23 protein-coding genes and 1 pseudogene are annotated in these 25,962 nt (G+C 56.9%); 12 read left to right on the forward strand and 12 right to left on the reverse strand.

Going from position 1 to position 25,962, the window contains the following annotated elements; genetic code table 11:
• The 6 genes from ACWIUF_RS04635 to ACWIUF_RS04660 form a co-directional block, all read left to right on the forward strand.
• On the forward strand, nucleotides 1-278 hold a 278-nt coding region (locus ACWIUF_RS04635), incomplete at its 5' end, for a hypothetical protein (protein ID WP_448571077.1).
• A 408-nt stretch (nucleotides 279-686) separates the two neighbouring features.
• Nucleotides 687-1,370, forward strand: coding sequence for a V4R domain-containing protein (locus tag ACWIUF_RS04640; protein ID WP_448571078.1), 684 nt, complete (start codon nucleotides 687-689; stop codon nucleotides 1,368-1,370).
• Nucleotides 1,367-1,687 carry a hypothetical protein gene (locus tag ACWIUF_RS04645; RefSeq protein WP_448571079.1) on the forward strand — a complete coding sequence of 107 codons (321 nt, stop codon included), beginning with the start codon at nucleotides 1,367-1,369 and terminating at the stop codon, nucleotides 1,685-1,687. Before ACWIUF_RS04640 ends, ACWIUF_RS04645 begins: the two co-directional genes overlap by 4 nt.
• Before the next feature lie 106 nt (nucleotides 1,688-1,793).
• The gene (locus tag ACWIUF_RS04650; protein WP_448571080.1) at nucleotides 1,794-2,273 is read left to right on the forward strand and encodes a hypothetical protein; all 480 of its coding nucleotides are present in this window, start codon (nucleotides 1,794-1,796) and stop codon (nucleotides 2,271-2,273) included.
• Nucleotides 2,274-2,642: 369 nt separating this feature from the next.
• Nucleotides 2,643-3,341, forward strand: coding sequence for a V4R domain-containing protein (locus ACWIUF_RS04655; RefSeq protein ID WP_448571081.1), 699 nt, complete (start codon nucleotides 2,643-2,645; stop codon nucleotides 3,339-3,341).
• Between the two features lie 221 nt (nucleotides 3,342-3,562).
• Entirely contained in the window at nucleotides 3,563-5,542 is a 1,980-nt protein-coding gene (locus ACWIUF_RS04660) for a serine/threonine-protein kinase (RefSeq protein ID WP_448571082.1), read from the forward strand.
• 14 nt (nucleotides 5,543-5,556) lie between these two features.
• Here the strand turns inward: ACWIUF_RS04660 and ACWIUF_RS04665 are convergent, their stop codons facing one another.
• Complete coding sequence (locus ACWIUF_RS04665) at nucleotides 5,557-6,393, reverse strand: YbhB/YbcL family Raf kinase inhibitor-like protein (protein WP_448571083.1); 837 nt, start codon at nucleotides 6,391-6,393, stop codon at nucleotides 5,557-5,559.
• A gap of 20 nt (nucleotides 6,394-6,413) precedes the next feature.
• Between ACWIUF_RS04665 and ACWIUF_RS04670 the strand changes: the two genes are divergently transcribed.
• The gene (locus tag ACWIUF_RS04670) at nucleotides 6,414-7,586 is read left to right on the forward strand and encodes a sugar phosphate nucleotidyltransferase (protein ID WP_448571084.1); all 1,173 of its coding nucleotides are present in this window, start codon (nucleotides 6,414-6,416) and stop codon (nucleotides 7,584-7,586) included.
• Between the two features lie 87 nt (nucleotides 7,587-7,673).
• On the opposite strand, the gene ACWIUF_RS04675 is transcribed toward ACWIUF_RS04670, so the two are convergent.
• Nucleotides 7,674-9,083, reverse strand: a complete 1,410-nt coding sequence (locus ACWIUF_RS04675; protein WP_448571085.1) for an aromatic ring-hydroxylating dioxygenase subunit alpha — start codon at nucleotides 9,081-9,083, stop codon at nucleotides 7,674-7,676.
• Between the two features lie 150 nt (nucleotides 9,084-9,233).
• Here ACWIUF_RS04675 and ACWIUF_RS04680 point away from each other — a divergent pair, with 150 nt between their 5' ends.
• Entirely contained in the window at nucleotides 9,234-9,548 is a 315-nt protein-coding gene (locus ACWIUF_RS04680; protein WP_448571086.1) for a hypothetical protein, read from the forward strand.
• 24 nt (nucleotides 9,549-9,572) lie between these two features.
• Here ACWIUF_RS04680 and ribD read toward each other — a convergent pair whose 3' ends face one another.
• The 5 genes and pseudogenes from ribD to ACWIUF_RS04705 all read right to left on the reverse strand — a co-directional run bounded on the left by ribD (nucleotide 9,573) and on the right by ACWIUF_RS04705 (nucleotide 14,575).
• The gene (gene ribD / locus ACWIUF_RS04685) at nucleotides 9,573-10,673 is read right to left on the reverse strand and encodes a bifunctional diaminohydroxyphosphoribosylaminopyrimidine deaminase/5-amino-6-(5-phosphoribosylamino)uracil reductase RibD (RefSeq protein WP_448571087.1); all 1,101 of its coding nucleotides are present in this window, start codon (nucleotides 10,671-10,673) and stop codon (nucleotides 9,573-9,575) included.
• Nucleotides 10,670-11,620, reverse strand: coding sequence for an AAA family ATPase (locus ACWIUF_RS04690; protein WP_448571088.1), 951 nt, complete (start codon nucleotides 11,618-11,620; stop codon nucleotides 10,670-10,672). The genes ribD and ACWIUF_RS04690 overlap by 4 nt, the downstream gene beginning before the upstream one ends.
• A gap of 120 nt (nucleotides 11,621-11,740) precedes the next feature.
• Nucleotides 11,741-11,905 (reverse strand): annotated as a pseudogene (locus ACWIUF_RS04695) (hypothetical protein); the annotation flags it as partial.
• A gap of 445 nt (nucleotides 11,906-12,350) precedes the next feature.
• Nucleotides 12,351-13,040: a hypothetical protein gene (locus tag ACWIUF_RS04700; protein ID WP_448571090.1), complete on the reverse strand. Its 690-nt coding sequence runs from the start codon at nucleotides 13,038-13,040 to the stop codon at nucleotides 12,351-12,353.
• 371 nt (nucleotides 13,041-13,411) lie between these two features.
• Nucleotides 13,412-14,575: a pentapeptide repeat-containing protein gene (locus ACWIUF_RS04705; RefSeq protein WP_448571092.1), complete on the reverse strand. Its 1,164-nt coding sequence runs from the start codon at nucleotides 14,573-14,575 to the stop codon at nucleotides 13,412-13,414.
• A gap of 145 nt (nucleotides 14,576-14,720) precedes the next feature.
• On the opposite strand from ACWIUF_RS04705, the gene ACWIUF_RS04710 reads away from it, so the two are divergent.
• Nucleotides 14,721-15,119: a DUF309 domain-containing protein gene (locus ACWIUF_RS04710; RefSeq protein WP_448571093.1), complete on the forward strand. Its 399-nt coding sequence runs from the start codon at nucleotides 14,721-14,723 to the stop codon at nucleotides 15,117-15,119.
• 91 nt (nucleotides 15,120-15,210) lie between these two features.
• Entirely contained in the window at nucleotides 15,211-15,651 is a 441-nt protein-coding gene (locus tag ACWIUF_RS04715; protein ID WP_448571094.1) for an SH3 domain-containing protein, read from the forward strand.
• 118 nt (nucleotides 15,652-15,769) lie between these two features.
• Here ACWIUF_RS04715 and ACWIUF_RS04720 read toward each other — a convergent pair whose 3' ends face one another.
• The 3 genes from ACWIUF_RS04720 to ACWIUF_RS04730 form a co-directional block, all read right to left on the reverse strand.
• Nucleotides 15,770-17,254 carry a carotenoid oxygenase family protein gene (locus tag ACWIUF_RS04720; protein WP_448571096.1) on the reverse strand — a complete coding sequence of 495 codons (1,485 nt, stop codon included), beginning with the start codon at nucleotides 17,252-17,254 and terminating at the stop codon, nucleotides 15,770-15,772.
• A gap of 77 nt (nucleotides 17,255-17,331) precedes the next feature.
• The gene (locus tag ACWIUF_RS04725; protein WP_448571097.1) at nucleotides 17,332-18,744 is read right to left on the reverse strand and encodes a folate/biopterin family MFS transporter; all 1,413 of its coding nucleotides are present in this window, start codon (nucleotides 18,742-18,744) and stop codon (nucleotides 17,332-17,334) included.
• Between the two features lie 33 nt (nucleotides 18,745-18,777).
• Nucleotides 18,778-19,734, reverse strand: coding sequence for a S66 peptidase family protein (locus ACWIUF_RS04730; protein WP_448571098.1), 957 nt, complete (start codon nucleotides 19,732-19,734; stop codon nucleotides 18,778-18,780).
• A 250-nt stretch (nucleotides 19,735-19,984) separates the two neighbouring features.
• Here ACWIUF_RS04730 and ACWIUF_RS04735 point away from each other — a divergent pair, with 250 nt between their 5' ends.
• Complete coding sequence (locus ACWIUF_RS04735; RefSeq protein ID WP_448571099.1) at nucleotides 19,985-21,646, forward strand: transglutaminase domain-containing protein; 1,662 nt, start codon at nucleotides 19,985-19,987, stop codon at nucleotides 21,644-21,646.
• A 137-nt stretch (nucleotides 21,647-21,783) separates the two neighbouring features.
• Here ACWIUF_RS04735 and ACWIUF_RS04740 read toward each other — a convergent pair whose 3' ends face one another.
• Nucleotides 21,784-23,352 (reverse strand): bifunctional aminoglycoside phosphotransferase/ATP-binding protein, encoded by a 1,569-nt coding sequence (locus ACWIUF_RS04740; protein ID WP_448571100.1) that lies wholly within the window; start codon nucleotides 23,350-23,352, stop codon nucleotides 21,784-21,786.
• Between the two features lie 234 nt (nucleotides 23,353-23,586).
• Here ACWIUF_RS04740 and ACWIUF_RS04745 point away from each other — a divergent pair, with 234 nt between their 5' ends.
• Complete coding sequence (locus ACWIUF_RS04745) at nucleotides 23,587-25,014, forward strand: Ycf66 family protein (protein WP_448571101.1); 1,428 nt, start codon at nucleotides 23,587-23,589, stop codon at nucleotides 25,012-25,014.
• Between the two features lie 231 nt (nucleotides 25,015-25,245).
• Here the strand turns inward: ACWIUF_RS04745 and ACWIUF_RS04750 are convergent.
• Nucleotides 25,246-25,962: hypothetical protein (locus ACWIUF_RS04750; protein ID WP_448571102.1), on the reverse strand; the 717-nt coding region annotated here is incomplete at its 5' end.

Consider the following 25,962-nt stretch of genomic DNA (forward strand, 5'->3'; position numbering starts at 1 on the left):
GGCTAGAAATTGCCCCCTCACGGGTGATCATGACCATGCAAGGCAACGGTAAATTTAGCTATCGCCACCTGTGGGAACGGGGCGTCTACGGGGTCAGCCGCTATTGGCTACAAAGTGACTCCCTGCGCACCAGTGGTCAACTGCGGCTCCGAAACTACACACGATCGCTGACCCTCGCCGGGACCTTCACGGCCCCCCAACACCTGCGGGTGGAATATGAACTTTGGGCCGCGCAAGTCCCCCTAGGGCGCTACGTCCTGGATGTCGAGATCCACTAGGCGATCGGCCAGCTAGGGAGTTAAGCATTGTTACAGCTCAACGGTTGACCCGGATAGGGGTCAGTAAAATACTGGACAGATCAGCCCTGGCCACGTGGGTCTAGGAGCCATTAACTTGTGTTCCCGTTCCAGGCCAGTCGATAGCGCTTAGGTTATCGTGAAGGGGGAGCAGGGCTGGGCTAGTTGGCAATCTCCCGGAGCAAGCAGACCCCCCCCTGTATTTTGATGGGAACCCCCGATTACGGGTGAGTTTTACTCAGACCTTGGCCTGGTTTGAGGTTGTGCATCCAGCCCCATGGCAACCTTCCAACCCCCACCCCTAGGGGATCGGGCGTTGGTGTGCCCCTTCAGTCTTCTACTCTCTTGGTCATTACTTGGCAACTTTTTAGGCAACAGCTAGGCAACACTATGGTCAATGCAACTGCACAGACAGCCACCCCCCAGCGGAAAAATCCGAAGAAGCATAACCACTATGGGTTTCGGGATTTCTTCAAATTTGATCTAGAGAAAGGCACGATCGTTGACTGGAATGGTGCCCAAAACATCCTCGCCACGGAAGATTTTATTATTGGTTTGGTCGAAGGGCTAGAGGAAGAGGTGGGGGATGCCTCGGCGGCGATTATGTATACGATTGGCTGTGAGTGGGGCCAGCGGGATGCCTTCTTTTTCGAGAAATGGTTTGAGCGGGAGTTCGATCGCAATATTCGCCAGACTAACCTCCTCTTTTTGCTAGAAACCTGGTGGTGGCCCTTCACCTCCCAAGGCTGGGGACGCTGGGAAGTGGATATGGGCGATCGCAAGCAGGGCTTCATTTTCATTAACCTGTTCGACTCTGCCGTCGCCCGCACCCTAGGGGATGTGGGCAAACCCGTGTGCCACATTTACGCCGGATTGTTTGCCGGATTCTTTACGGAACTCGTGAAAAAGCAACTGAGTTGTATTGAAATTCAGTGCTACTCAATGGGCGAAACCTACTGTAAGTTTTTGATTGGTGGCCAGGACCGGATTGATGCCGCTGCCTTCTGGCTGAATGAAGGGGCAACGGCACGGGATATTGAAAAACGGCTACGGTCTGGGGAGCGCTTGGGATGAACACGCTCACCACCACCGCTAGCCGCAATGGCTTAGCCCCTCCCCCTGCCAACCGGGATTGGTTGACCCTGACCGTGCAGCAATTTTTCGCGACGGTGAATTGGGATGATCAACCGCTGGCGGTCCAGGAACTCAAGCGGACGTCCATTCAAACAGGTGGCCCCCTGAGCTTGACCCTAACCGTCAGCCAGTTTATGAGTGCTTTCCCCTGGGATGGCAAGGCGATCGCGGCCCCCATCCCCCTAGAGGAAACCCTCCCGATCGCTGAAGCCAAGGGACAAGATCTAACGGTTGACGACTTCTCAAACCTGTTTTAAGGGGCTGGGGCAGGGAAACAGCCCGCTGACACACGGGCGGTGTTTCCCCAACCGATTTTTGTTGACACCTGTTATTGTTGGCACCTGTCTGCACCGGAGCGAATGTATGCACCCACAAATTGAAAGCTTGTTAGATCAGGCCGAGAATCGTTATCTCAACCCGGAGGAGCTAACCCTACTGGATAAATATGTCAGTTCCCTGCCCGATCGGCTGGAAACCTATCGTCGCCTACGCGATCAAGAAGTTGCCATCATGCAACAAGCGGTTGATCAATTACAGGCCGAGATGCCCCACATCCAAACCGTCGATTTAGAGCGCAGCATTAAGAATGCACTGCTTGTAGTCCGGTATTGTGCCATGTCCATGCTCCTGGATGACGAAACCTTCACCAAGGAACGGCTCTTGAGTTGGCTGAGCCGCAATGTGCAGGTCTATAACACCCAGGCCATCGATCGTGCCCTCTACCGCCATCTGGAAAAATCCCTCACCCAGGCCTTGGGTCCCAAGTCCATGAGCTTCCTGCAACCCTTCCTGGTGATGTCACGGGATGCCGTTTTGCCAAGTAACCCCTCCCTAACCCCCTGAGGGGATCACCGTAATCGTGCGCCTGGGGTGATCGTTAACCCAATGGCATAACTGGAGAATCACCGGACGGATACACAACATGGCCAAGGGATAGCCGCTAAATGGGATGAAAGTGAGATGGTATTTAATTGCGCTAGTGTCGTCAATATCAAGCTTGGGAACGTTGGTAGTAACAACGTTAGTCGTTCGGTGTTGACGAAAGCCAGCACGGCAAACGTTGCTGCATAATTAAGGATGCTAATTATGCGTTGCACTCAGTTGGATGGCGTGGACTAAGTTGGATTGTGTCGGATTGCATCACACCGAATTGGGCTGAATTGTACTGGCTGAATTGTACTGAATTAGATTATTGCGCGAGGGTAGGGTCCTATGGTTTCCGTGGCTGATTTACTGATTGATAACCGCATCCCCAGTAATTTCTTTGTGGCTGATGCCTATGTCCACAGTGACCTAGAGCTAGGGTTACTGGAAAATCGACGCGGGGCACGTCTACTGGCCATGCCCGAACCCCTCCTGCAAGCCATTTATGCCGGTTTGTATAAGGAAACGGGACAAGCCACTCGCCTGGTCCTTTTCAACTGTGGCCGCTGGTGGGGTAAGAATTTCTATGCCCGTTTCTGCGAGGATCTGACGGACTATCACCACCAACCCCTTGCCGACCTGCCGATGATTGAATTTTTACAATCCCTACAACAATGTTGGCAAACCCACGGCTGGGGCCGGATTGATCTGGATCAAACCTATCAACAACGGGGATTCCTGCTCATCAAAATCTGGGATTCGCCGTTTGCTAAACATGCGATCGCCGTCAGCAGTGTGGACCCCAGTGCCGCAACCAAGCGTCCGGTTTGTTTTCTGGAGGCGGGTGTCCTGAGTTCCTTCTTTAGCCAACTGACGGGGCGGGATCTCCACTGTGTCCAAACCACCTGCGAGTCCCTGGGGGCAGACTGTAATACCTTTGTCCTCGGTCTGCGCGATCGCCTCTTGGCCGCTGAGGAAATGGCCAACCAGAACGTGGATCACGCCACCATTATGCAATCCCTCTGTGGGGAAAGTGGGACCCTCTAGGCAGAAGCCACCCAGACTCAGGTAACGGGAACCCCCCACCCACGGGTTACCGGTTCCCCTTCAGCCTTGCCCTATCCCGCTGCCCTGCCCCCGTGATCCCGGCCTACCTGCCCGTGACAATGCGCACACTGGGCAGTCCCCAGTCCCCAACACTCAGTACACTATAGGAATTAGCACCCGTTGGCAGCCGACGATCGCCAAACCGTGATCTCTAACCCTTAATGCCAGTTCATCCCTATGCCAAAAGTACACGCATCTCCAACTATCGACTTCTGGGGTTAGTTGGACAGGGGCAATTTGGGCGGGTTTTTTGCGCCATCCACCGGAAATCGGGGCAGATGGTTGCCCTCAAGGAACTCAAACACGATCGCTTCCCCACCCATAAGTTCCTGCGCGAACTGCGGTTTCTCCTGAGCCTTCAGCATCCCAATATTGTCACCTGTCGGGCGTTGGAACATACGGTCAATGGCCGCTATTTGGTCATGGATTACTGCGAGAGCGGCACCCTGCGTAATTTGATCGTTGAAGAGGTGCGGCCCCATCCGGCCCAAAGCCTCAAGTTGGTCATGGATATCCTGTTGGGGTTGGAGCACGCCCACAATCGGGGGATCGTCCATTGCGACATTAAGCCAGAAAATATTCTCCTGCAAATTCAGCCGACGGGTTGGCTGGGGCGCATTTCTGATTTCGGGATTGCCCAACTGAGCCAGGAGTTGAACCAGGATTTTAATACGACGGGTTCCCCGGCCTATATGGCCCCAGAACGGTTTTATGGCCAGTACTCACCTGCCTCGGATCTCTATGCCGTCGGCATCATTTTATTTGAGTTATTGGTGGGGGAACGTCCCTTCTCTGGGACGCCGGCTGATTTGATGTCAGCCCATTTGAACCAGCCGGTCCAGATTCCGACCTTTGTCCCTGAGGCGATTCAAGCCGTGATTCGGAAGGCACTCCAAAAGCTGACGGGACGACGGTTCCACTCGGCGACGACCATGCTAGCGGAGCTGCGATCGGCGGCTAAAGCAACCGGCTGGCAGTTGGCACCGCCCTCGGAACCGAGTCCCCCCCTCCTCTTTTGTAAGTTTGTGCCCCAGGCTGCGCCCCTATCAAAACTCGTCGGAGGGACTGGGGCTGCCTCCCCAGAGCCGTCTTCACCCACCTTTACCGCCCTGCGTCAGGAAGCACTCCGTGCGCCGATTAGCGACTTGCAGGTTCAGACCGTCTCGGCAACAGCCACCAAGCCCGAAATGGCCAGCCTTTATTGCCTCTCGCGCCAGTGGATCTATTGCCGTACCTTTATCCCTGATCTACTAACGGCCCAGGAGGTCCAGCGATCGGTCTGCCATCTCCCCGTCGCCGCCCAATCCCTTGTCGTGGGCAAACGGGGGTGTTTTGCGATCGCGTCCCAAGACCTCTACCAAATCCCCTTCCCAGCGCCCCAGGGGGATACGGGCAAAGTTGCCCTAGAGACCACGATCGTCCATCCCATTCGGGTGTTGTCCCAGCCAACGGACTCGGTTATCGCGATCGATCCCCACGGCTATTGGATGGCAGCGGCTCCTTGCCTTCCCAGTACGCCCAAAAGTCCCCTGTCGCTTTGGTCGTGGCCGCCCCACTCTGTCCAGCGCACCCTTGAATCTCGGGCGGCCCAAATTGCCCAAATTATCCCCCTGGATACGGCCCACGGCGTCGCCATCTCCCACCGTCACCGAACCCAAGCCTCGCGGCTGGAGGTCTTTAATCGCCGGGGACGCTTTTTGGGACACCTGAATGTGCCCGTGACCACCAGCGTTTTCTACCAGGGGCTGAAACCCTATCGCCTCATGACTTGTGAGTATTTGGCAGTAGGAGAGAGCCCCTGTCAGCAGACCGCCTGTCCATCGAATCCCTGCCTCTATCCCGCCTCCCTGTTGATCTTGGACCTGAAGCCGTTTCGGGTGATTCGGGTACCCCTGGCGATTGTCCCCATCCTGGTCGCAGCGGCTCCCTGGGGCTATGTTTTAGTGGATGCAGTGGGCACATTGCTGTTCCTGGATGGCACAGGACAACAGGTGGGACGGGTCGCTGGCCCCCCCCAACCGACGGCGATGGCCTGTTTTGGTAACTACGGCCTCCTGTTAGCAACCTGGGATGAGGTAACCCACAGTGGCTATCTGTATACCCTGGACCTCCGCCAGCTGAATCTGGATTTCCTATTTTGAGTGGCCTGAGCGCATTAGCGCGATCGCTGGTAGCGTCCCACCACCTCAGCCGTCGCGAGGACGTGTCCTTGCAGGGCCGCTGTCACTTGGGCCTTACTGGCACCGGGGGATAGCGCGAGGGGGCGATCGAGGGCATACAACTTAAAGCAATAACGGTGGGTACCGCGCGGGGGACAGGGACCACCATAGCCGATTTTGCCAAAGTCGTTTTTACCCTGAAGGCCCCCCTCTGGCAGGGTGCGATCGGCAGGCACTCCTTCCGGCAAACTGCGTTGCTCAGGGGCGAGGTTGAATACCACCCAGTGGACAAAAGTCCCACCCGGGGCATCCGGATCATCACAAATCAGGGCAAAGCTTTGGGTCCCAGCCGGGACATCATCCCAACGCAGGGGGGGCGAGCGATCGTCACCATCGCAGGTATATGGGGCGGGAATCATTCCCTCGTTGCTAAAAACCGGACTAATCAGTTGCATCGTCACCTCCGAGCTAGGCGTGGGTAGCGGGCTGACCGGGCTAGATATCGGCGAACAGGCCATGAGTAGAAGACCCAGGCTAGCGATCGCGGCCCCTGCCCCCAGGCCATGTAACCCTCCCCCCGCTGTGAACCGTATGCCAAACGGCTTCAAAACGATCCTAAACAGTCCGGCGGGGTTGTGGCTCAGCAATAGGAGGGCGGTGGGGAAAATCATGGTACTCAGTTCTAGGCGGAACGGAACGATCAACAGGGTCAGACGCGGGTCGCACGGCCTGACAACCGTTCGGGGCAGGGTATCCCAAAATTTTTGGGAAATCCCGGCATCCGCATCGCCGTCGGATGTAACCTGGTAAAGAATAGGTGTTAATTGTGGCACGGAGTGAGACGAAACGGCCTATGAAAGCCATGATTCTGGCAGCAGGGAAGGGAACACGGGTCCGTCCGATTACCTATACAATCCCGAAACCAATGATTCCTATCCTGCAAAAACCAGTCATGGAGTTCCTGCTGGAATTGCTGCGGAGTCACGGGTTTGATCAGATCATGGTCAATGTCAGCCACCTCGCCTACGAAATTGAGAATTACTTTCGCGATGGGCAACGCTTTGGTGTCCAGATTGCCTATTCCTTTGAAGGTCGAATTGAAGATGGCGAATTGGTGGGGGAAGCCCTAGGATCGGCAGGCGGGATGCGCCGCATTCAAGATTTCTCGCCTTTTTTTGATGATACCTTTGTTGTGCTCTGTGGGGATGCCCTAATTGATCTCGACCTAACGGCAGCCGTTAAGTGGCATAAGCAACAAGGCTCGATCGCCACGGTGATTATGAAATCTGTGCCCCGTGAGGAAGTCTCCAGCTACGGGGTCGTGGTCACTGATGATCAGGGCCGGATTAAGGCATTTCAGGAGAAACCCGCGATCGCAGCCGCCCTCAGTACCGATATTAATACAGGTATTTATATCTTTGAGCCAGAGGTTTTAGACTACATTCCCTCCGGCAAAGTCTACGATATCGGGGGAGATTTATTTCCACATTTAGTCGAAATTGGCGCTCCCTTTTATGGCATTTCAATGGACTTTCAGTGGGTCGATATTGGCAAAGTTCCCGACTATTGGCGGGCAATTCGGGGCGTTCTTGCGGGCGAAATTCATAATGTCCAAATCCCTGGCCATCAAGTGGCACCGGGTGTCTATACGGGCCTCAATGTGGCGGCTAATTGGGAGAAGATTGACATTCAAGGACCAGTCTATATTGGCGGGATGACCCGCATTGAGGATGGCGCCAAGATTATTGGCCCGACGATGATTGGCCCCAATTGTTATGTTTGCAATGGCGCGGTGGTGGATAACAGTGTCATTTTTGAATACTCCCGCTTGGGGCCAGGGGTCCGACTCGTTGATAAGCTGGTGTTCGGTCGTTATTGCGTGGATAAAACGGGAGCCGCGATCGATGTCCAGGCGGCGGCCCTCAATTGGCTGATTACCGACACCCGCCAGCCCCCCCTGGAGGCACATCCTTCGGAAAGTCAGGCGATCGCGGAACTGCTCCAGGAATCCTACCCAAAGTATTAAAGTATTAATGGGCTAATGGCCCCTTGAGCCATTGACTGATTTTGAATCAACATCAGCATCGAGATCAGACGCGGTATGGTCGAGCCGTTACCGCGTGCGATTGCGGGGAGGCACCCGCCGTCCCTCGAAAAATTGCCGTTCTAAGTAGCCCAGCCCCAACCAAGTTCCGCCCGCCAGTAAGGTGACGATCGCGCCGATCCCACTCCCCCAGCTAAACACCGATCCCCCAAGGACACCCAGGCCAGGGGCGATCGCCCAGGTGATTGCCCCCCCAATGGCGACCCCCAGACGCAGACGTTGAATCGCCCTGAGGGCCGCTCGGCAATGGGCACAGTGCTGGGTATGGGCATGGTAGCGATCGAGGAGAGCCGCGATCGGCTGGGCCGGCGGCAAAGACTGGCCAGGAAAGGGATCAGCGTCGTAGGTATTCACCCAGTTGCGCAGCGCCACTACACAGTTATCCGCTGCCGTGGGTAGATAGCAGATCTGGCTGAAATGAGCACTGCCCCCCCGCTGTTCCAGATAGCGTTCCTGGAAATGCAAAAAGATTTGATCATCCTCCAGTACCCCGTTCTGACCAATATGGGAATACCAGGTTGGCGCTAGTTTCAGGAAAAAACGCGGCAGCTTACTCGCAAACTTGAAGGGAAAGCGAGCAAAAACGCGACATTCCCCCTTCCGGATCGGCGTTGCATAGACCACCGTTAACGTGCGACCAAACTGCCTTGAGGTCAAGTCATGCCACATGAGGGCGGGAGCCACAAAATGGGTCGTTTGTGATCCTAGGGTGCCGCGCCGGGGACCCTCTGGCCAAATCCCCTGAAAGCCTTGCTTGGTGGCCGTGACCACCGTAATCGATTCCACGGGGGCGGCGTTCGCCCGGTTGCCAACGGTAGCATGGTGCGTAAACGGGATATGGCTGGAATCCAGGACATTTTCCAACAGCGTGAGAGCATCGTAGGGTAAATCCCGGAAGGTATTCAAACAGACCCAAGCGTCCGGGTCCTCCAGCATCGGTTCAATCACGGGCACCGCCACCTGGGGGGCATTCTCGGACTGGCCAGGGTAGACAAACAATAACCCCTGCCGCACGATCGTGGGCAGCGATCGCGCACAAGCCCGCTTCGCCGTCTGGGCACTGGCCGTCACCGCCTGTTGGGGAATGCGATCGCACTGACCATCACCGCGAAAGGCCCAGCCATGATAGGGACACTCCAGCAACCCATCCTCCGCAATCCGACCTTCCGAGAGCGGCACCAGCCGATGGGGGCACTGATCCGCAAACACGCGCCAGCTCGTCGCTTGCCGATCCCACCAGATCACTAAATCCTGCCCCAGCAAGGTGAACTTGTGGAGTTGGGTCGGGTCCAAATCTTCAACGTAAAAAATCGGATACCAGGCTTCTTGCCAGTCAAAGCGGTGGGGATCACTGCCGCCAGCCGGGAGCGTGGGCGTTGATTGTAATTGGGCAATTGGGGACGAGGCTGCCGTTAGCATGACGTTCAGGGCGTTACAAACTTGCGTAAGGGGAGATTTCTTTACATAGCTTAACAATTTTCAGCTTTTCCGGAGCAGCCAGCGGGCAGGGTGGGTGAGTAGACTAGTAGCCAACCCAGATCGCGACTTCGATCGCGAGGAGTATGCCTGATGCGTCCCATGCCGCCCCAAGGTCGGATTCGTCCCCGCATTAGCACGATGCCCCGGCAGCAGTCGGAAGCCTCGTTCCAGTTGGACTTGTACAAGCTTGCCGTTGAGAAACGGCGGCTGGAACAGGAACTCAAGAAAATTGAGCAGCGTCGCCACCAGATTCAGCAACGGCTGTCGCTATTGGCAAAACAAATTGCCAGTACCGAAGAGCGGGTACAACAGATGCGCGAACCACCGGCCACGGTCTCGCGGCCCATTCAGAAAATCGATGCCGATATCAGCGAAACCTACAATACGTTGTTGCTGGAGTATTAGGCACGCTGAGCGGTCCGACGCACCCTATCCCAACGTAGAGGGTCGGGGTAAATACCCCTCGATCAAGATATCCGAGCCGAGCGATCGCACCTGGATGTCACTCAGGGCCAGTGCTTGGGTCATCTGGGTGAAACCCAACTCCCCGATCGGGGTGGGTGCCGTTAGACCGCCAATCAGCTTCGGGGCAATGAAGGCATAGACCTTTTGGATAGTCCCCTGGGCGATCGCGGGTGCAGCCAGTTGCCCGCCACATTCCCACAGGACTGACAAGCAGCCCCGATCGTAGAGATGGGCCATCACCGCATCCGGGGTGACTTGATTTAGGGTTATCACTTCAACCCCCTGGGCTTGCAGCGCGACGCGGCGATCGGGGGGGGCCGTGGCTTCCGTATAGATCACCGTAGGGGCAAGGTCAGTTTGCCAGAGGTGGGCGGTCATCGGCAAATCCAAGCGGCGACTCAGGACCACCCGTAGGGGCGTGTGGGCACTCTGGCCGTGGGTCGTCAGGTGGGGATTATCCCGGCGCACGGTATTGCCACCCACAATAATGGCCTCACAGCGCGATCGCAGTTGGTGTACCCACCCACGAGCCTCAGGCCCGGTCACCCACTGGCTATGGCCCCCACTGGCTGCGATCTTACCATCCAGGGTCATGGCATACTTCAACATACCCAAGGGCCGCTGGTAACGCATCCGATGCACAAAAGCCTCATTGAGACGCTGGCAAGCTGCCGTTTCGACGCCAAGGGTGACGCTAATGCCAGCCGCTCGCAACCGGGCAATGCCATTGCCAGCCACCAAGGGATTCGGGTCTTCCATACCCACCACCACCCGCTGAATCCCGGCGGCAATCACGGCATCGGCACAGGGAGGGGTGCGGCCATAGTGGCTACAGGGTTCCAGGTTGACATACAGCGTCGCCCCCTGGGCACGAGCGCCCGCCGATCGCAGCGCCAACACCTCCGCATGGGGTTGACCGGCTGCCGGATGGAACCCTTCCCCGACAATTTGCCCACCCTGCACCACCACCGCTCCCACCAGCGGATTAGGAGCAGTTCGCCCCGCCGCCTGTTGGGCCAATGCCAAGCAACGGTGCATGAGGGCAGTATCAAAGGGGGTGATCATCGGGGAACCGCCACTTGGTTGAGTAAACTCCGGATCACGGCAACCGTCGCCACCCCATCGAGTTGGGCCTCTGGTTTCAGGATCAGCCGATGTTGCAACAGGGGGGGGGCCACCGCTTTCACATCATCCGGTGTGACATAATCGCGACCGTTGATCCAGGCATGGGCCTGACTGGCCTGGAGCCACAACACCGCTGCCCGTGGGGAAGCCCCCAGGAGCAGATCGGCTTGTTGGCGGCTGCGCTGGACAATCGCCAGTAGATAGTCGAGGATGGGTTCCTGCACGGTGACGGCCTGCACTTCCTGACGGGCTTGTAACACTTGGGCCACCGTTGCGATCGGCTTGAGCCGTTCCAAATACACTCGTTTTGCCAGAAACCCCTGCTGGGTATTAAGCAACATTTGCTTTTCGGCCTGGGGATCGGGATAGTCTACGGTAATTTTGAACAGAAAGCGATCGAGTTGGGCTTCTGGCAGGGGATAGGTCCCCTCAAATTCCAGGGGGTTTTGGGTAGCAAGCACCAGGAACAGATCCGATAGGGGCCAACTGGTGCCATCAAGGGTCACCTGCTGCTCCTCCATCGCTTCCAGCAACGCGGCTTGGGTTTTCGGCGGCGTGCGGTTAATCTCATCTGCCAACAAGATTTGGGTGAAGATGGGACCCTGCTTCAGGGAAAATTCACGGGTATTCAGGTCAAACACATTCGTACCCAAAATATCCGAGGGCAAAATATCGGGGGTGAGTTGAATCCGCCGAAAGTCGGCCTGGATCAGCCGTGCCAGGACTTTGACCATCAAGGTTTTGCCTGTCCCTGGCACCCCTTCCACGATCGCGTGTCCCCCGGCCAACATGACGATGAGTAACTGCTGCGCCACCGCCGATTGACCGACGACAATTTGGCTGAGAACTTGGGTCAGGCGGGTAAAAATCAGATGCAAATTACTCATGCAAGCTTAGCTCAGACACCAGAAACGCTTAATCAGAAAGTTGACACCCCATTGCCCTAGAAGGGCGAAGATTCTTGGTTCAACGACCCGCTATACCCCCGCAGGATTGCACCAACTGAGCTAGGGGGCAGATCCTCCCCAAGCGTAGCAAGTTCCGGTGCGCCCCATCGGACTCAGTCCTTGTTGCAGAATGTTGAGCGCGGCGTTGGTATCCCGATCTGCCACCAACCCCCAATATGGACAGCGATGGGGTCTCACACGCAACGCCTTCGGAACCGTCTTACCGCAGTGGGCGCAATTCTAACTGGGGTGATGGAGCGGGGCACCGCAACGGTCGCTTTCCCATACCTCCAGCCGCAATACTCCAACCACTGACGGAACGTAGGCCATCCGGCATCACGCATCGACTTCGCATTTTTGCAGTCAAACGCCGTGCGCCTCAACCAAGCAAGCAAACCGGTTGGGCCTCGCAAACGCAACACCAACCGACAATTCCCCATTTTAGAGATGACAGACCACTCGTGCAGCACAGCATTAAAATTATGCAAGGTTTGTGGGGATAGCGCTCGCAGGCAACGACTAAAGTTGTTACTACCAACGTTGCGCAACTTTATGTTCACTGTACTACAGCAGTTTCATACCTGGTGAGGTAAAGACAAGGGGCTTAAGCCCCTTGTTTACAAGGCTTGACAGTACTTCATTGGAGAGGGAACGGCTGGAGCGCCGCCCCTTAATTAGTCACACCATTCGGAACCCCGGTTGTTCGACCTCGCAGCGCCGATCGCCCGGCGGGACTCAAGAGCACACTACAGGTTGTGGGAGACAAATCTGGGTTGGGTAAATCCGTACTGGTTCCAGGCTCCAACCCATCCGTGAGTAGCCAGTGAAACACCGCCATTTCGCTAAAGTCGCAGGTATGGGCCGCGAGGAGACGGCTTTGCCAATCAAATACCCGCACGTTATACCCCTGACGCCGTGCCGCCGCCCCAAAGCGATCGAGGAATGAATAGCGATCTAAATAATTCCAGGTATTCCACACTTGGGGATTGACCACCACATCAACCCGTCCTGGTTCCCGATCGCCCCCCAGATAAGTCACCCAATTGTCAACTAAGTCATCCCCGTACAGTTGTTTTGCCCACCACAGACTAGGGTCAGTCAGGCGGCTATCGCAGATCGTCAGAGCGGTTTTGATCGCTCCCGGCGGGGCACTGTCCAGGCAGGGGGGGAGACCCGGCTGCTGAAACACACTCAGATCCAGTGGCTCCAGGGAGGGGAGCAAGTGGGGATTAACCTCTGCCCTAAGCCCGCCAGCCCCGCTCCCCCACCAGAAACTCCCTAACCCCAGGCTGAGACCCAGGACAGATTGCCAGGAAACAGATTGCCAGGAAAACGATAAACGTCGGGACGCCCTGTACATACTCGCCGCTCCATGCTAAGGCAGCACACAACTCATTATGCAACGTTTGTCGTGATCGCTCTAGCTGGCAACGACTCACATCGTTACGACCCACGTTGCAAAACGGTTGCTGTACTCGTGGCCGGTCAGCCCTGTAATGGGGGATTGTCGATTAGGGTCAAGTTGGCGCGCGCTCCTCTATTCACTCGCTTTGTGGGGTCGCACTGGGTTTGACTCGTCTCTAAAATACAACACCTCCATACCCGGTGAGGTACAAACAAGGGGCTTAAGCCCCTTGTTCGCAAGGCTTGACCGTACTTCACTAGCGAGGGAACGGCTGTAGCGTGCCTCTAAGGGCCGCGATCGCAGTCATCGTGGCTCCAGACCACTATCTAGTCTGCCCACCGCTGGCCTAATTCCTGGGCACGGCTCTCGGCAGGGGCCAGCACCCGTTCCTGAAAAATACTGAGTAAATAGTCGGGATCACGATACATTTGCACCGGTAGTAGCCAGGGTGATCGCGTGGGTTCATCCCATTCGTCCGTATTGAAACCGGTCCCCGTGACGAGGACCTGGATAGGAATCTTGATCTGGGGCAAGAGGGCTTTAAGTTCCGACGGCACCCCTTGCGCTGGATTCAGTACATCGATTAACAGCAAACGGGAGATGGTGGCCAAATTAAGAAGTGTCGTTGCAAAGTTGACACTCAGCGGTGGGGTGAGATCGATCGCGATCGCGGCATACCCCTGTTGGTCCAATTGTTGTTCTAGGGCTGCCAAAAAGTGACGCGATTGGTCATTAAAGGGACAGGCAATTAAGACAATTCGACTGGCGATCGTCTCAATCACCGTATTCAAGGTTTGACTATTCAGCCAAAGGCAAAGAAATTGGGCCATCTCCAGGGTATTCACAGCGATCGCGGTTTCGTTATAGGGCGTAATCAACAGGTGAGTTTGCTGGGCAGCCGTTAACTTTAACTCCCACGCCGACATCCCATAGACCCAACATTCGCAAAGCGTAGCCCCCTGAAGATTCGTTTTCAGCAGCCTCGCCCCCATGAAGTTAACCCCAACCAAGGTGGCGTCGCTGAGGTTCGTGTTTTGTAGATCCGCCTGGGTGAGGCTGGCCTGGGTCAGATTCGCTTCACTGAGGTTAGCACCGACTAAATAGGCCCCCCGCAGATCGGCCCCTTCTAAATTAACCCCCACTAGGTAAGCCCCCCGCAGGTTGGTCCGTCCCAGGTAAGCCCCGCGCAGATCGGCCCCGGTCAGGTTTACTCGACTGAGGTTAGCCTCCAGCAGGTAAGCCTCGCTGAGGTTGGCAGCCAACAGACTAGCCTCGCTACAAATGGCTTCACTCAGGTAGGCCCCACTGAGGTTACAGGCCATCAAATTCGCCCGCCGGAGGTTGACCCGCATCAGGTTGACCCCACTCAAGTCCATCTGGCGCAGGTCCGCGCCACTCAGATCGGGCCAAACCTCCGGATGCGCCTCACGCCAACTGTTCCAGGTAGCTACCCCTTGCTGAATTTGTGCTAGATGCGTTGCGTTCGCCATGCGGCGTTATCCCTTTATTGCCAGTGGTTGCCAAAATGATTGCCAAAGCCTTTCTTCAAGCTATCAAGATTCCGGCCTCGATTCAGCATGAATGGCGATCGGGTAGGATGAAACAACCCAACTCCCTCCTAGCAGTGGTCTTCCCATGTCTGATGCGTTTCCCCCAACCTTTTGGCAAGGTGTTGAGCAGTTCAACCAGCAGGAATTTTATGCGTGTCACGATACCCTGGAGGCCATCTGGTTAGGGGCGACCGACCCGGAACGCAGTTTTTACCAGGGGATTTTACAAATTGCTGTGGCCCTTTATCACTTGGGCAATGGCAACTGGCAGGGGGCCGTTACCCTGCTGGGGGAGGGTTTAAACCGACTGAGTCGCTATCCCCAGGACGATATTGGCCTAGATCTCGATCGCTTCCAGGACGAATGCTATGCCCTGTTGCAACAGCTCCAGACCCTCGAACCCGCAACCCTGGCTACCTGGTTACCCCAATGGCAGGCGCAGCATCCCTATCCACGTTTGATGCCCGTCCTGCCCATGCCCTAATTTCATCTCGCTGGTTGCCCTTCCCAACATTCGCTACACTATGCCCACACACCCTCAGTGCACTTGATTGTGCCGACCGATTTCCTTCCCTATGCTGGCAAACCTCCTGAAATTCTTACTCGGTATTGGGCTGGCGATCGCCTTCCTCACGGTGGGCAGTGTCGCCACCGCCCGCTACCTCGTGGCCCAGTTCACAGCGCCACCGCCCAAACCTATCTATCCCGAAGAAAACAAGCCCCCTAATCCCTTAGCCCAAGCCCCCAATCCGATTCTGGCGACCCAGCCCAGTCCCAGCCCCAGTCCCAGCCCCGATCCCTTGCCCCCGGGAGCCTATGCGGCACGGGTAACCTGGCCAGAGGGCCTGATCCTGCGGGATGGGGCCAGCGCCCAAGCCAATACGATCGGGGGGGTGGAGTTTAATGATGGGGTGATTGTCCTGAGCGAAAGTCCAGATGGGGCATGGCAACGGCTCAGGGTGGAGACAACCCAACAAGAGGGTTGGGTCAAGGCCGGGAATACGGAGCGGCGATAAACGCCGGGTTCAACACCCCGCACCCTAACCGCTTTAAGGGAGAAGGGCTAACCCCCTGATGGTCCCGTAACTTCCCCGCGTCCCGAGGCGGAGAGGGTGAGGGCACATCGAACATCAGTTAAATAAACACCGTGGGCGTAAAACTACCGTGCAACCCAAAGGGGATATGGTGACGCAGGGGTAAACGGGCGATCGGGCCTTGCTGAATATCCTGGGCGGCAAAGATCAGTACGACGGAACGGTGATGGGTGCTGTCGTAGGCGATCGTCAGCAGCCAACCGTCATCCTCAGCAGTACCACCGGGGCGAGGCACAAATAGGGGTTCTCCGGTAAAGCCCGTTGGGGCTGCACTCCATACCTGTTCAGCCCCCGTGTGCAGGTCTAGCTTGAGCAAGGCTTGCAGCGGCGCATTCCCGATCGGTGCATGGGCCGCCCCTAAGTAGAGATAGCGGTAGGGACGACCCACCTGGGCGGGATGGAGGCTGGGGAACTCACAACAGCGCTCTAGTAAAACTTTGTGGGTAACTTTCCCCGTTTTCAGATTCAGGTGAAAACGCCACAATTGACCCGGTGGCAAAGCCTTAAAATCTACCTGCCGGAAATCAGTTCCCGGTTTGAGGGAAGGGAAGGCGGCGTAGCAAATCGAGTCTACCCAAATCTCATCCCCTTGCTCATGGGCATTGGCATGGTGGAAGACAAAACAAGGGTCAGCCTCTAGGACGATCGGCTGAGCCTCGCCCGCTACCACGCCAGGACGGGGCAGCAAAATCACCCGCGTCGGACGATCGGGTTGAAAGCGAATACACTCCCCGGGCGCTCGCAACCCCAGCACATAGGGCAACCCCTGCATCGTGGTTGGCGTTTGGAAAAAGATGCCGTAGTGGGGCGTAATGGCAAAGTCGTGCATGAACGCAAAACCGGCGATCGGATAGGTGGTTTGACGCACAATCCGCGCCGACTGATCCAACTCATACAACTTCAGCGTTGTGGATAGCCCACTGGCTACGGCAAAATTAACAAGACAGGGTTGGCCATCATCGGCTTGGGAGGCGGGATCGATATGGGGATGAGCCGCAAAAACCGGCGGTATCAGTTGGCCATCAAAAGTCTCTAACCCCAGGGTTTCCAGCGTTGCCGGATCGAGGCGGTGGGGTTCACCCCCTTCCCACATCGCCAGCAACTTACCGCCCCAGTAGAGCACATGGGTATTGGCTAAATTCTTAAAGCGTAAATCAAAGGCATTTGCTAGCCAGCCACCCGCCTTGCGGGTACCGAATACCCCCCGGTAAAGAATACGTCCCGCCGCCTGCTCCGCACAGAACCCTGCCGTCCGGACAAAACGGTTGCGATAGTGAACCCCCTGCTCAGTAAAACTAATCGCCGAGATCATCCCATCACCATCAAACGGGTGGTGGAGGGGGTGGCCGTTCACATCCAACAGGCCGGGACCATTACGGAAAAAAGTCCCCCGCAGATCGACGGGCAATGCCCCCTCTATTTCCTCAATCCAGTAGTCAAATTCCTGGGGTTGGGATTCGTACCCCCGCAGCCAGTCCTCCTGGCGATAGGAACCGTTAGGCATACTTAAAGCAGTCTTAGTCATAGTAATAGCGTCAAAGCTCTCCCAGCGATCGCAATCTCTCAACCCAAAATCTAAAATCTAAAATCTAAAATCTAAACTTACTTCGTCATCAAACCTTCAGTCGAGTCAGGCTGATCAGTTCGGCTAGCATCCGCAGCACTGATGGCGCTCGTGTTGGCCTCAACATCCTGGACTTGAGTGGTCGCCTCCGGTAACCAATGTAAAAAACATAGGGGCAACAGGGTACTGAGATTGGCAATAACCACTAATAACCAGAGGCGCTCAAAATTGTGTTCCGTAATCCCCAACCCCTGCATCAAGAGTGCCCCGGTTTCGTAGGCGAGGAGGGCGGCCAAATTGGTTACCGACATCAGCAGGGCAAAGAGGGTCGCCTCAATCCCTGGCGGACATAACCGCGCCGCCAACACCAGCACGGGCATATAAGCGATCTGCCCCATCACCGTCAGCACCAGACTATCCCCCAAGCTGAACCAACGATCGTCAATCCCGAAGGCCCGATTGGTGTGGGTAACCAGTATCAGCATACTCATCCCTAACACCGCCGAGAGGACCGTAGACCACCCAAAAATTGTCCGGAACGGCACGGTTTTAAGAAAACGATGGAAAATCCACACCCCGATCAGGGCGGCAATGCTGGTCACTAACCGCACGCGCCCTAAGAACTCTGGCTCAAACCCCAAATCATTGGTGCTGAAAAAGAAGAAGGCCGCATCGGCAGTGGGCGTGGCCTGCCAGATAAAGAGAAAGGCGGTGGGTAGCCAAATGGCTGGTTTGGATAGGGCCTGTCGCAGTTGCTGCATCTGCTGCCGGATCTGGGTCAGGCTGGCCCCTTCGTGGGTGCGGCTTTCCTGAATGAACCCCACAATCAAGGCAACCAATAGGGGGAAGGTGGCTGTGATGCAAAAAACGGCTTGGCTGTCCAGCCGCGCTAGCAAGAAGCCACTCAAGTAGGCAGTGGTTAATCCCCCTAGGGCAGTGGTCCCCCAGCACAGGGATTGGAGGGAACCCACTTGCGCCTGAGTTTCCCGCCGTGCCCGTTCAACGACCAAGGAGTCGGCAATCACATCGCTGATCGCCACGGATAGGGAGCCTAGCATGATCGCCAGCATCGTCATCCCTACGGTGTGGACCACCGTGGCTAAGGCCAGCCAGGACAAAGCACCCAATAAGCCCGACAGCAGCAGGTACGATCGCCGCCGATAGCCAAATAGGGGCAACCCATCCGAAACAAACCCCAACAGCGGTTTTACCATCCAAGGTAGGGCAGCGACGCCCATCAGGGCTGACACTTGGGCTGGCCCCAACCCCAGATCATCCTTAAGGAAAAAGCTCACGGCCAGACGGGCTAGGCCCAAAATCCCCTGGACAAAGTAGACCACGAGAATCGCCATCAACTCCAGGTTGGGCTGATTCCCCAACAGCAATCGCTTGACTAGGCTGTCCCGCCATTGCGGCGATGTTTGCGGTGAGGTTGAGGGTAACAGAAGCACAGAGTCGCTTAACAAAACTCAACGATAAGCCTATCATAGCTGGCTCTGCGACCCAACTTCACCGTTGGCGGGGTCCATAAAGGTGAGGGTACCCGTATCGCCGTTAAGGGTGGCGGGAATGCCTACGGGTAGGGCGGCATTGGGGCCATCATGGCCAAAGGGTAAATCCGCCACGATCGGCTTCCCTAAATCCCCCAAGCGATCGCGCAACACCGTCGCCACAGCCAAACTAGGGATCTCAGGGGGAGCCTCGCATTGGCTAAAGCGACCGAGCGCAATCCCTTTCACCTGTTGTAAGCACCCACTTAAGCGCCATTGGGTCAGGAGGCGATCGAGGCGATAGGGCGCTTCTCCCACATCTTCGATCGCCAAAATCACCTGGCTGAGATCGGGCAAGAGGGGGGTGTGGAGCAAATGGGTCGCCACGGTCAGATTCCCCGGCAGCAGGTACCCGGTTACGGCACCGCCGCCCCAACCGTTACCCTGCAAAGGAGCCAGGTGCGTTGGGTTACATAGCCAGTGCCACAGGCGATCGCGGCTCCAGGCCGGTTCAGCCGCCAACGTGGTTAACACAGGCCCATGTATTCCCCCCCTGCCCTGCTGCCACAGGGACCAGAGCAGCGCCGTCACGTCGGAAAAGCCGATCACCCATTTCGGGATCATTTTCTGGGAGGGTTGCCAGCCCCGTTGCCGCAGTAATTCCACCAACCGCATACTGCCATAGCCCCCCCGCACACAGAGGATGCCCCGGTAACGGCTATCCCCATAGGCATCAAGCCACTGCTGAACCCGATCGCTATCCCTACCCGCTAAATAGCCCCATTGCTCGCGATAGTGCGGGTGTAAATCCACCTGATAACCCTGCGATCGCCACAGGGCCAGCCCTTGTTCAAAGGCAGCAACTTCCCGGTGTCGTAGGGTTCCGCTAGGGGCAATCACGATCAGGCGATCGCCGGGTTGCAGGGGAGGCGGCAGTTGACAGGGGTTCATAACTTAGAGAGGAGGTGGAGTCGGTATGATTGCAACAGTATCGTTACCCTGTCCCCTCAGCAACCAACCTGAGAATTGCTATGCCGCGCAAGCCTGCCTCTGCTAAATCAACCGCGCCATCAACCGCCTCACCCCAGCCTGAACCCGCCCCAGCGACTCCTGATCGGGCCAGTCCCCCCCCGCGCCATCGACGCGGTTTCCCCGGACGATTCGCCCGATCGGGGCCTACAGCATCCAGGATTTAGCCGTGGTGGCCGGGACCTTGGTGGTGCTGGATACGGTGCGGGGATATCTGCTGCAAGTAGAGGCGGCCAATGACAATGCGATCGTCCTCAATCCCCATCAAATTGAGTTGTTCCGGGACGCGACCAGCATCGCCTGCTGGGCATCGGATCTGTGGTTTACGCGGGATGATTCGGTCTATGTTTGCCGGAATGCCCTTCAGGTGAATCCTAACCCCCAACCTGGTGCAGCCGCGATCGCCCAGCCTTCCCAAGGGAGCATCGTCCTGGGTAACCTCAAACCAGAACCCTTTGTGGCCCTCAATTACCTGGCGGACGGTGTGGCCGTGTGGGGCGAAACGGTCTATGTCACCTGCCAGAAAGCAGGCTATATCCTGGTGTTTGGGGCAGACACAGGGGAGATGATTACTAAACATCCGGCCCCCGGCATTGGGGTTGAGAATGTGACCGTACAGGGGGAATCGCTCTGGGTTTCGGATACTACCGAGCAAACTGTCTACTGCCTCGATCGGGCCACCGGGGAAGTGCAATTTAGCATCCTCACACCCTTTGAAGGTCCCACAGGTCTAGCCTTTGTGCCCCAGGGCGAGGGGGTGGAACCCGTGCTCTACGTGAGCTATGCAGGCGAGGAAGCCTACGTCCGTGATGACCCCAATGCCGATCCGCCCCACCAATTGGCTTGGCGCGATCGTACCTTCCTGCATCCCCTCTTCTTTGCCCACTATCCGGCAGATCATTACACCCTCTCCAATGGCTACTTAATCGAAATCGCCTACGTGGAAGAACTCTCCTCCCTAGAAAGTATTCACCTGCGGGACGTGGAGTGGCGCATCGCCCTCCCCTCCGAGACCCCACGCCAAAAGGTGCGTTGGGTAGAACCCGTGGGGATGCCCTTCACTGAGGAACTGCAAGAGGGGCAGCGGGTAGCCGTCTTTCGCTTTGACTCCCTCCATCCCGATGAGGCTCGCCTATTTGGTTGGCGGGCACAATTGGAGGTCTATGGCATTAAGTACACCCTGACGCCCCCTGATGTGGAAGGGCATCCCCCCCTACCCCCGGAGTTGGAGGTGCGCTATCTCATCGATGATGATGATCTGGCAATGGGCAGCTTAATAGTCCAGGATGCGGCCAAGGTGGCGATCGGACGGGAAACCAATACCCTGCGCCAGATGATTAGCATTCGGAATTATGTGTACGATCGCCTCTCCTATGCTCTGACCGTGCGGATTGAACCCCCAGATGTTGTTCTGCGCCGGGGGACGGGGTCCTGTGGCGAATACGTGGGCGTGCTGTTGGCCCTGGCTCGTCTCAATGGCATTGCCTGTCGCACCGTGGGCCGCTATAAGTGCCCCAACCATCCGGAGATACGGGGCGTGCCGATGCAACCAGATTTCAACCATGTGTGGTTAGAGTTTTTGATTCCCGGTCTGGGTTGGCTACCAATGGAGTCGAACCCGGATGATGTCCAGGAACGGGGACCTTACCCCACCCGTTTTTTCATGGGCTTAGCCTGGTACCACACGGAACTGGGGCGAGGGATTTCCTTCGAGGGGGTGAAGACGGAGGGCGTGCCCCTCGCCGATACGGACCTGGACATTTCGATCGGCGATCTAGCCCTCAATCATATCCAATTCACGATCCTGGATGACCTGATGCCCCCGCGTCCCTAGCAGCTATTTGCCAAGCGCAGATCGCGATTACAACCACAACTCCCCCCATAAGGGTCAGATCTTCGAGCAGCAACTCGTTGTTCGTAGTAACGACGGTAGTCGTCAAAGCAACCGTATCTAGACTGTTCAAACAGGTTCTAAGGCTTAAGAACCAGGGGCAGCGCATGAAGGGCCGTTTCCAAGTCAGCGCCGGGGCGATCGGTCGCCACCTTAATGACCAAGGGTTGTTCCTCCGGGCTAAAGGGTTCCAGGCTTTGCTGCTGGAGAATCGCCACGGTGGCATCGGCAATATCGCCCGTGCGTTGCTGTAGCCGTGTCTGGAGCACGGTCAAGGGTGCCTCACAGTGGATGATCCGGATGGGCATTGCCTGGGCGGCAGCTTGGCTGAGGATCGGCTGGCGTAAGGCTTGGCGATCGTATTTGGCATCCAGAATCACCGTATATCCCTGGCTGGCCAGTTGCAGCCCCAGTTGGGCCAGGCGATCGTAGGTTTTGGCAGTCATTGCCGGCGTATACAGATCATCCCCGCCGCGCTGCCTTAGGGGAATCCCGGCCAAATGTTTGCGCACCGCATCCGATCGCAGGTGAATGGCCCGGTGGTGACGTGCTAAAATCCCTGCCACTGTGGACTTACCGGAACCGGAAAGGCCAGACATGAGGAGGATCTGCCCCTGACCGAGACGGGTATATTGCCATGCCAGCCGATAGTAGTGGGCGGCGGTTTGTCCTGCGGCTTGTTTAGCATCGTCGTCGATGCTGGGGTCATCCAGGAGGAAGGAGGTCACCTTGGCGCGGACGTAGGCTTGGCGGCTGAGGTAAAGGGGGAGGACCTGTAAGCCTTGCCAGTCCCCGGTTTGTTCGAGGTAGGCGTTCAGGAAGGCATTGGCCAGATCGGGGCGGTCGCGGGCTTCCAGATCCATGACGGTAAAGGCGACATCGTACATGACATCGACAAACCGGAAGGGTTCGTTGAACTCAATGCAGTCAAATAGATAAAACCGATCGTGCCAATAGCAAATATTGCGCAGGTGCAGATCGCCGTGACACTCACGAATGCGATCGGCCTGGAGGCGTTGTTCAAACCAATCGGCATGATCCTGGAAGAAGCGATCACAATAGGCTTGGGTTTCCTCATACTGCTGCCGGGTTTGGGGACCGTGGCGATCGCGATCGATATAACCGATGGTCTGCTGGAAGTTCTCATCAATCGCCAGACGGATTTGGGCCACCGTGCCATAGCTGCGAATGTGGTCATTGGTAACCGAGTCAGCATGGAAGGCCGCAACCACCTCAGCAAGAGCCTGCATCTGGGCGATCGTCACCGCCCCTTTTTCAAACTGATCGAGCAGTAGTGCCGATTGCGGGAACTGGCGCATCCGGAGGACATACTCAACCGGTTCCCCCTCGCCATTGAGCTGGTAAACTTCACCCTGGCGAGTAATGGGCAATACATCCAGGTAAAGATCCCCGGCTCCCCGCTGATTCAGACGGAGTTCCTCCTGGCAAAAGTGGTGGCGTTTCCCCAGGGTGGAATAGTCGAGGAAGCCAAAGTTAACGGGCTTTTTGATCTTGTAGGCGTAGTCCCCCGTCAGCAGCACGTAGGAGACATGGGTTTGCAGAAGGACGATCGGCGGTTGGACCGGATGGGGATAAAAGTCCGGTTGCTGCATTTGGCTGATCAGCGGGGGCAGGGCAGAATCACTCATAGGAATCTAATACGTTGGCCTGAGCCAATACCTGGGCAGAATTCAATCATGTAGACGCTTCTGAATCACTGTACTGCTAAAGCTTGTGGGGTAGGCACCCTAACTTGTCTGAATCCTAATTGTCCTGTGGAAATTCAGGGGCGATCGCGGCGAAAGAGGGGGAAGCGGACCTAACCGCAGTAGATTGGTATTGAGTCAGCAGTGAAAATTTTTAGAGAGAGGAGCTTCGACCTCATGCTTCCCTACATTCTGGCCCTCGTTGTGGCTGTGGGTAGCCTAGCCCTGTACCTGTCTGCCTTTTTCTTTCCGGAAACCCATCGCAAGGGGGATATTGTCTTCAGCGGGGTGGGCCTGTTCTACGCCCTCGTGCTGTGGGTTTGTGCGAATCGGTTTACGGGGGCGGCCCTGCTGGGGCAGACGGCCAGTGTGGCGCTGTTGACTTGGTTTGGCTGGCAAACCCTGACGCTGCGGCGGGAACTGGTGCCGAGCGATCGCCGGACAGGCTTTGGACCGAAGACGATTCAACAGGGACTAGGCCGGTTAATGGGCGGTCTGATGCAGCTACCGGGGGATCTGGCGGGGGCATTCTCGCGGTCTCAACCAACGCGGGTTGTGCCACCAACGACTGTGCCAGAGGCGTCTGCAACACCCACGGAAGAGTCTGCGGGGACGGGTGAAACAACCGTCGCCCCGGAAGCAACGGCGGCAACTGGCCCAGCGGTAATCCCAGAACGGCCAAGCGTGCCTGCACCCGCACCTCCGGCCATACCCACGGCGATCGTGGATACCCCTGAAACGGTTCCAAGCCCAGCAGTTGTCCAGCCAGAAGCACCTTTAATGGGGAGCGGGCCAGTAACCCAACCAACGATCGCGCCTGAACCGGAATTACCAGAGACCGCAGACCTGCTTGAGCCAAAAGCCCCTGAGGAAGCTGATGCCTGGGCAGTCGAGGCGACGGACGATGTTTGGGAGGAGGACAATCCACCAGCCGCAGAGACTCCCTCGCAAGTACCGGCTAAGCCAAAACGGGAGAATGTTTTCGCGGTGCTGAAGGATGCGCTGTCGGCATTGTCTCCCTTTAAGAAGCGACCGAGCCGTCCGATGATTACGCTGAATCGACCAGAGTCGGAGGATGAAACGGCTGCTGAGTCTACAGTCGAACCAGCAATCGCACTGGAAGTTGAACCGGCAATTGAACCTGAAAGCGAAGCCGTCGTTGAAGCTGAAGTCGAACCTGAAAGCGAAGCCGTCGTTGAAGCTGAAATTGCGGCTGAAATCGCAGCCGAAGTGCCCCCAGGCGTTGAGGCAGGTACGGAGTCTGCGGGGGAAGCGTTCGCGCAGCATCTCCAAGGGAAAATCGCTGAGGTTGAGCCGGATCAATCAGAAATCGAAGATTGGGAAGCCGAACCCAGTCCAGCAGTAGCGCAGACAACGGATGCGTTATCCGAGGTCGATGAGGCAGCGTCCAATGAACCGGAGACTGCAACCGTCGAAACGGCTGGCGATGGAGAAACGGATCTGGGACCGGATGGGGCCGCCGCGATCGCGGTGTCGTCGGAGGTCGAGGTAGCCCAATCGGATCTAGATGTGATTGATGAGCCGGTGCCGGAAGCGCCGATTGATGTTGAGGCGAGTGCGGTATCGGAAACCGATGACGATTAGGCGGGGGCGGCGACTGGCATAAGTCTGAGCGCGATCGTGAATTGAAGCCGGAAATACTTCCTTAAGCGGGGGAGACGATCGCCCCGTTTTGGCGCGGCTGCGCTGCGCGCGAACGCTCGGTAGAGTTGGAGTGGGGGAAAATCGGCAAGCGAGCGGGCGATCGATGGATGCGTGACAGTCTAAATCCCAACTGTTGGCAAGCGCAGCATCCTCAGCTCTTGCTGCCTTGCACTATTCCCCCTGAAAACGATCGAGCAGGTCTTGGCGCGAGGATTGCAGAATTAACCGGGTGCGATCGCCAGGGGACATCGCCATCAGTTGGGGAATAATGCTGACTAATGCTTGATCGAGGCGATCGAATTTAGCCGTTAGCAGGGCTTCCAGGTCAACCCGTTGTGCCTCTTGCCGACCCTCTTGCCGACCCTCTTGCCGACCTTGTTCTAACGTTTCCTCTAGCCATTGTTCGTAGACAGGGGATAAGTTCATAGCAATCTCCTGCTCAACTCTGTTTAGATTGTGCCGCCTCTGGAGGGTGATCTGCAACTGGACAAGGGCGGCGAGGGCTTGGCGTTGCAGGGGATGGTTCGCCAGGGCCATGAGTTCAGCGATCGCGGTTTTCTGGACAGGGCCACGTCCGAGGAGGCGCAGCCAGAGGGTGTCGGGGTGGGTGGGCAGTTGGTGAATAACGACGATCGCGGTGCGCAACACTGGCGGCAGAAAATAGACGCCCTCTGGCCAGCCCGCTTGGGATTCAGCCCGACAGCTTGTGAGCAGACGTGGGGAAGCAGTGGGAACTAAGATCCAGAGATAGGGGAGGTCAGTATCCAGCAGTTTACGCTTTTGGCGTTTGGCTTCACGGCGTTGGTGGGCCTGGAGCAGTAGCAGTTTATTGAGGCAGGCGCAAATTTCAGCGGCGGGGGCGGGGTTGCGAAAGGCTTCAAGCAGGGC

The sequence above is a fragment of the Trichothermofontia sp. genome (assembly GCF_053493415.1).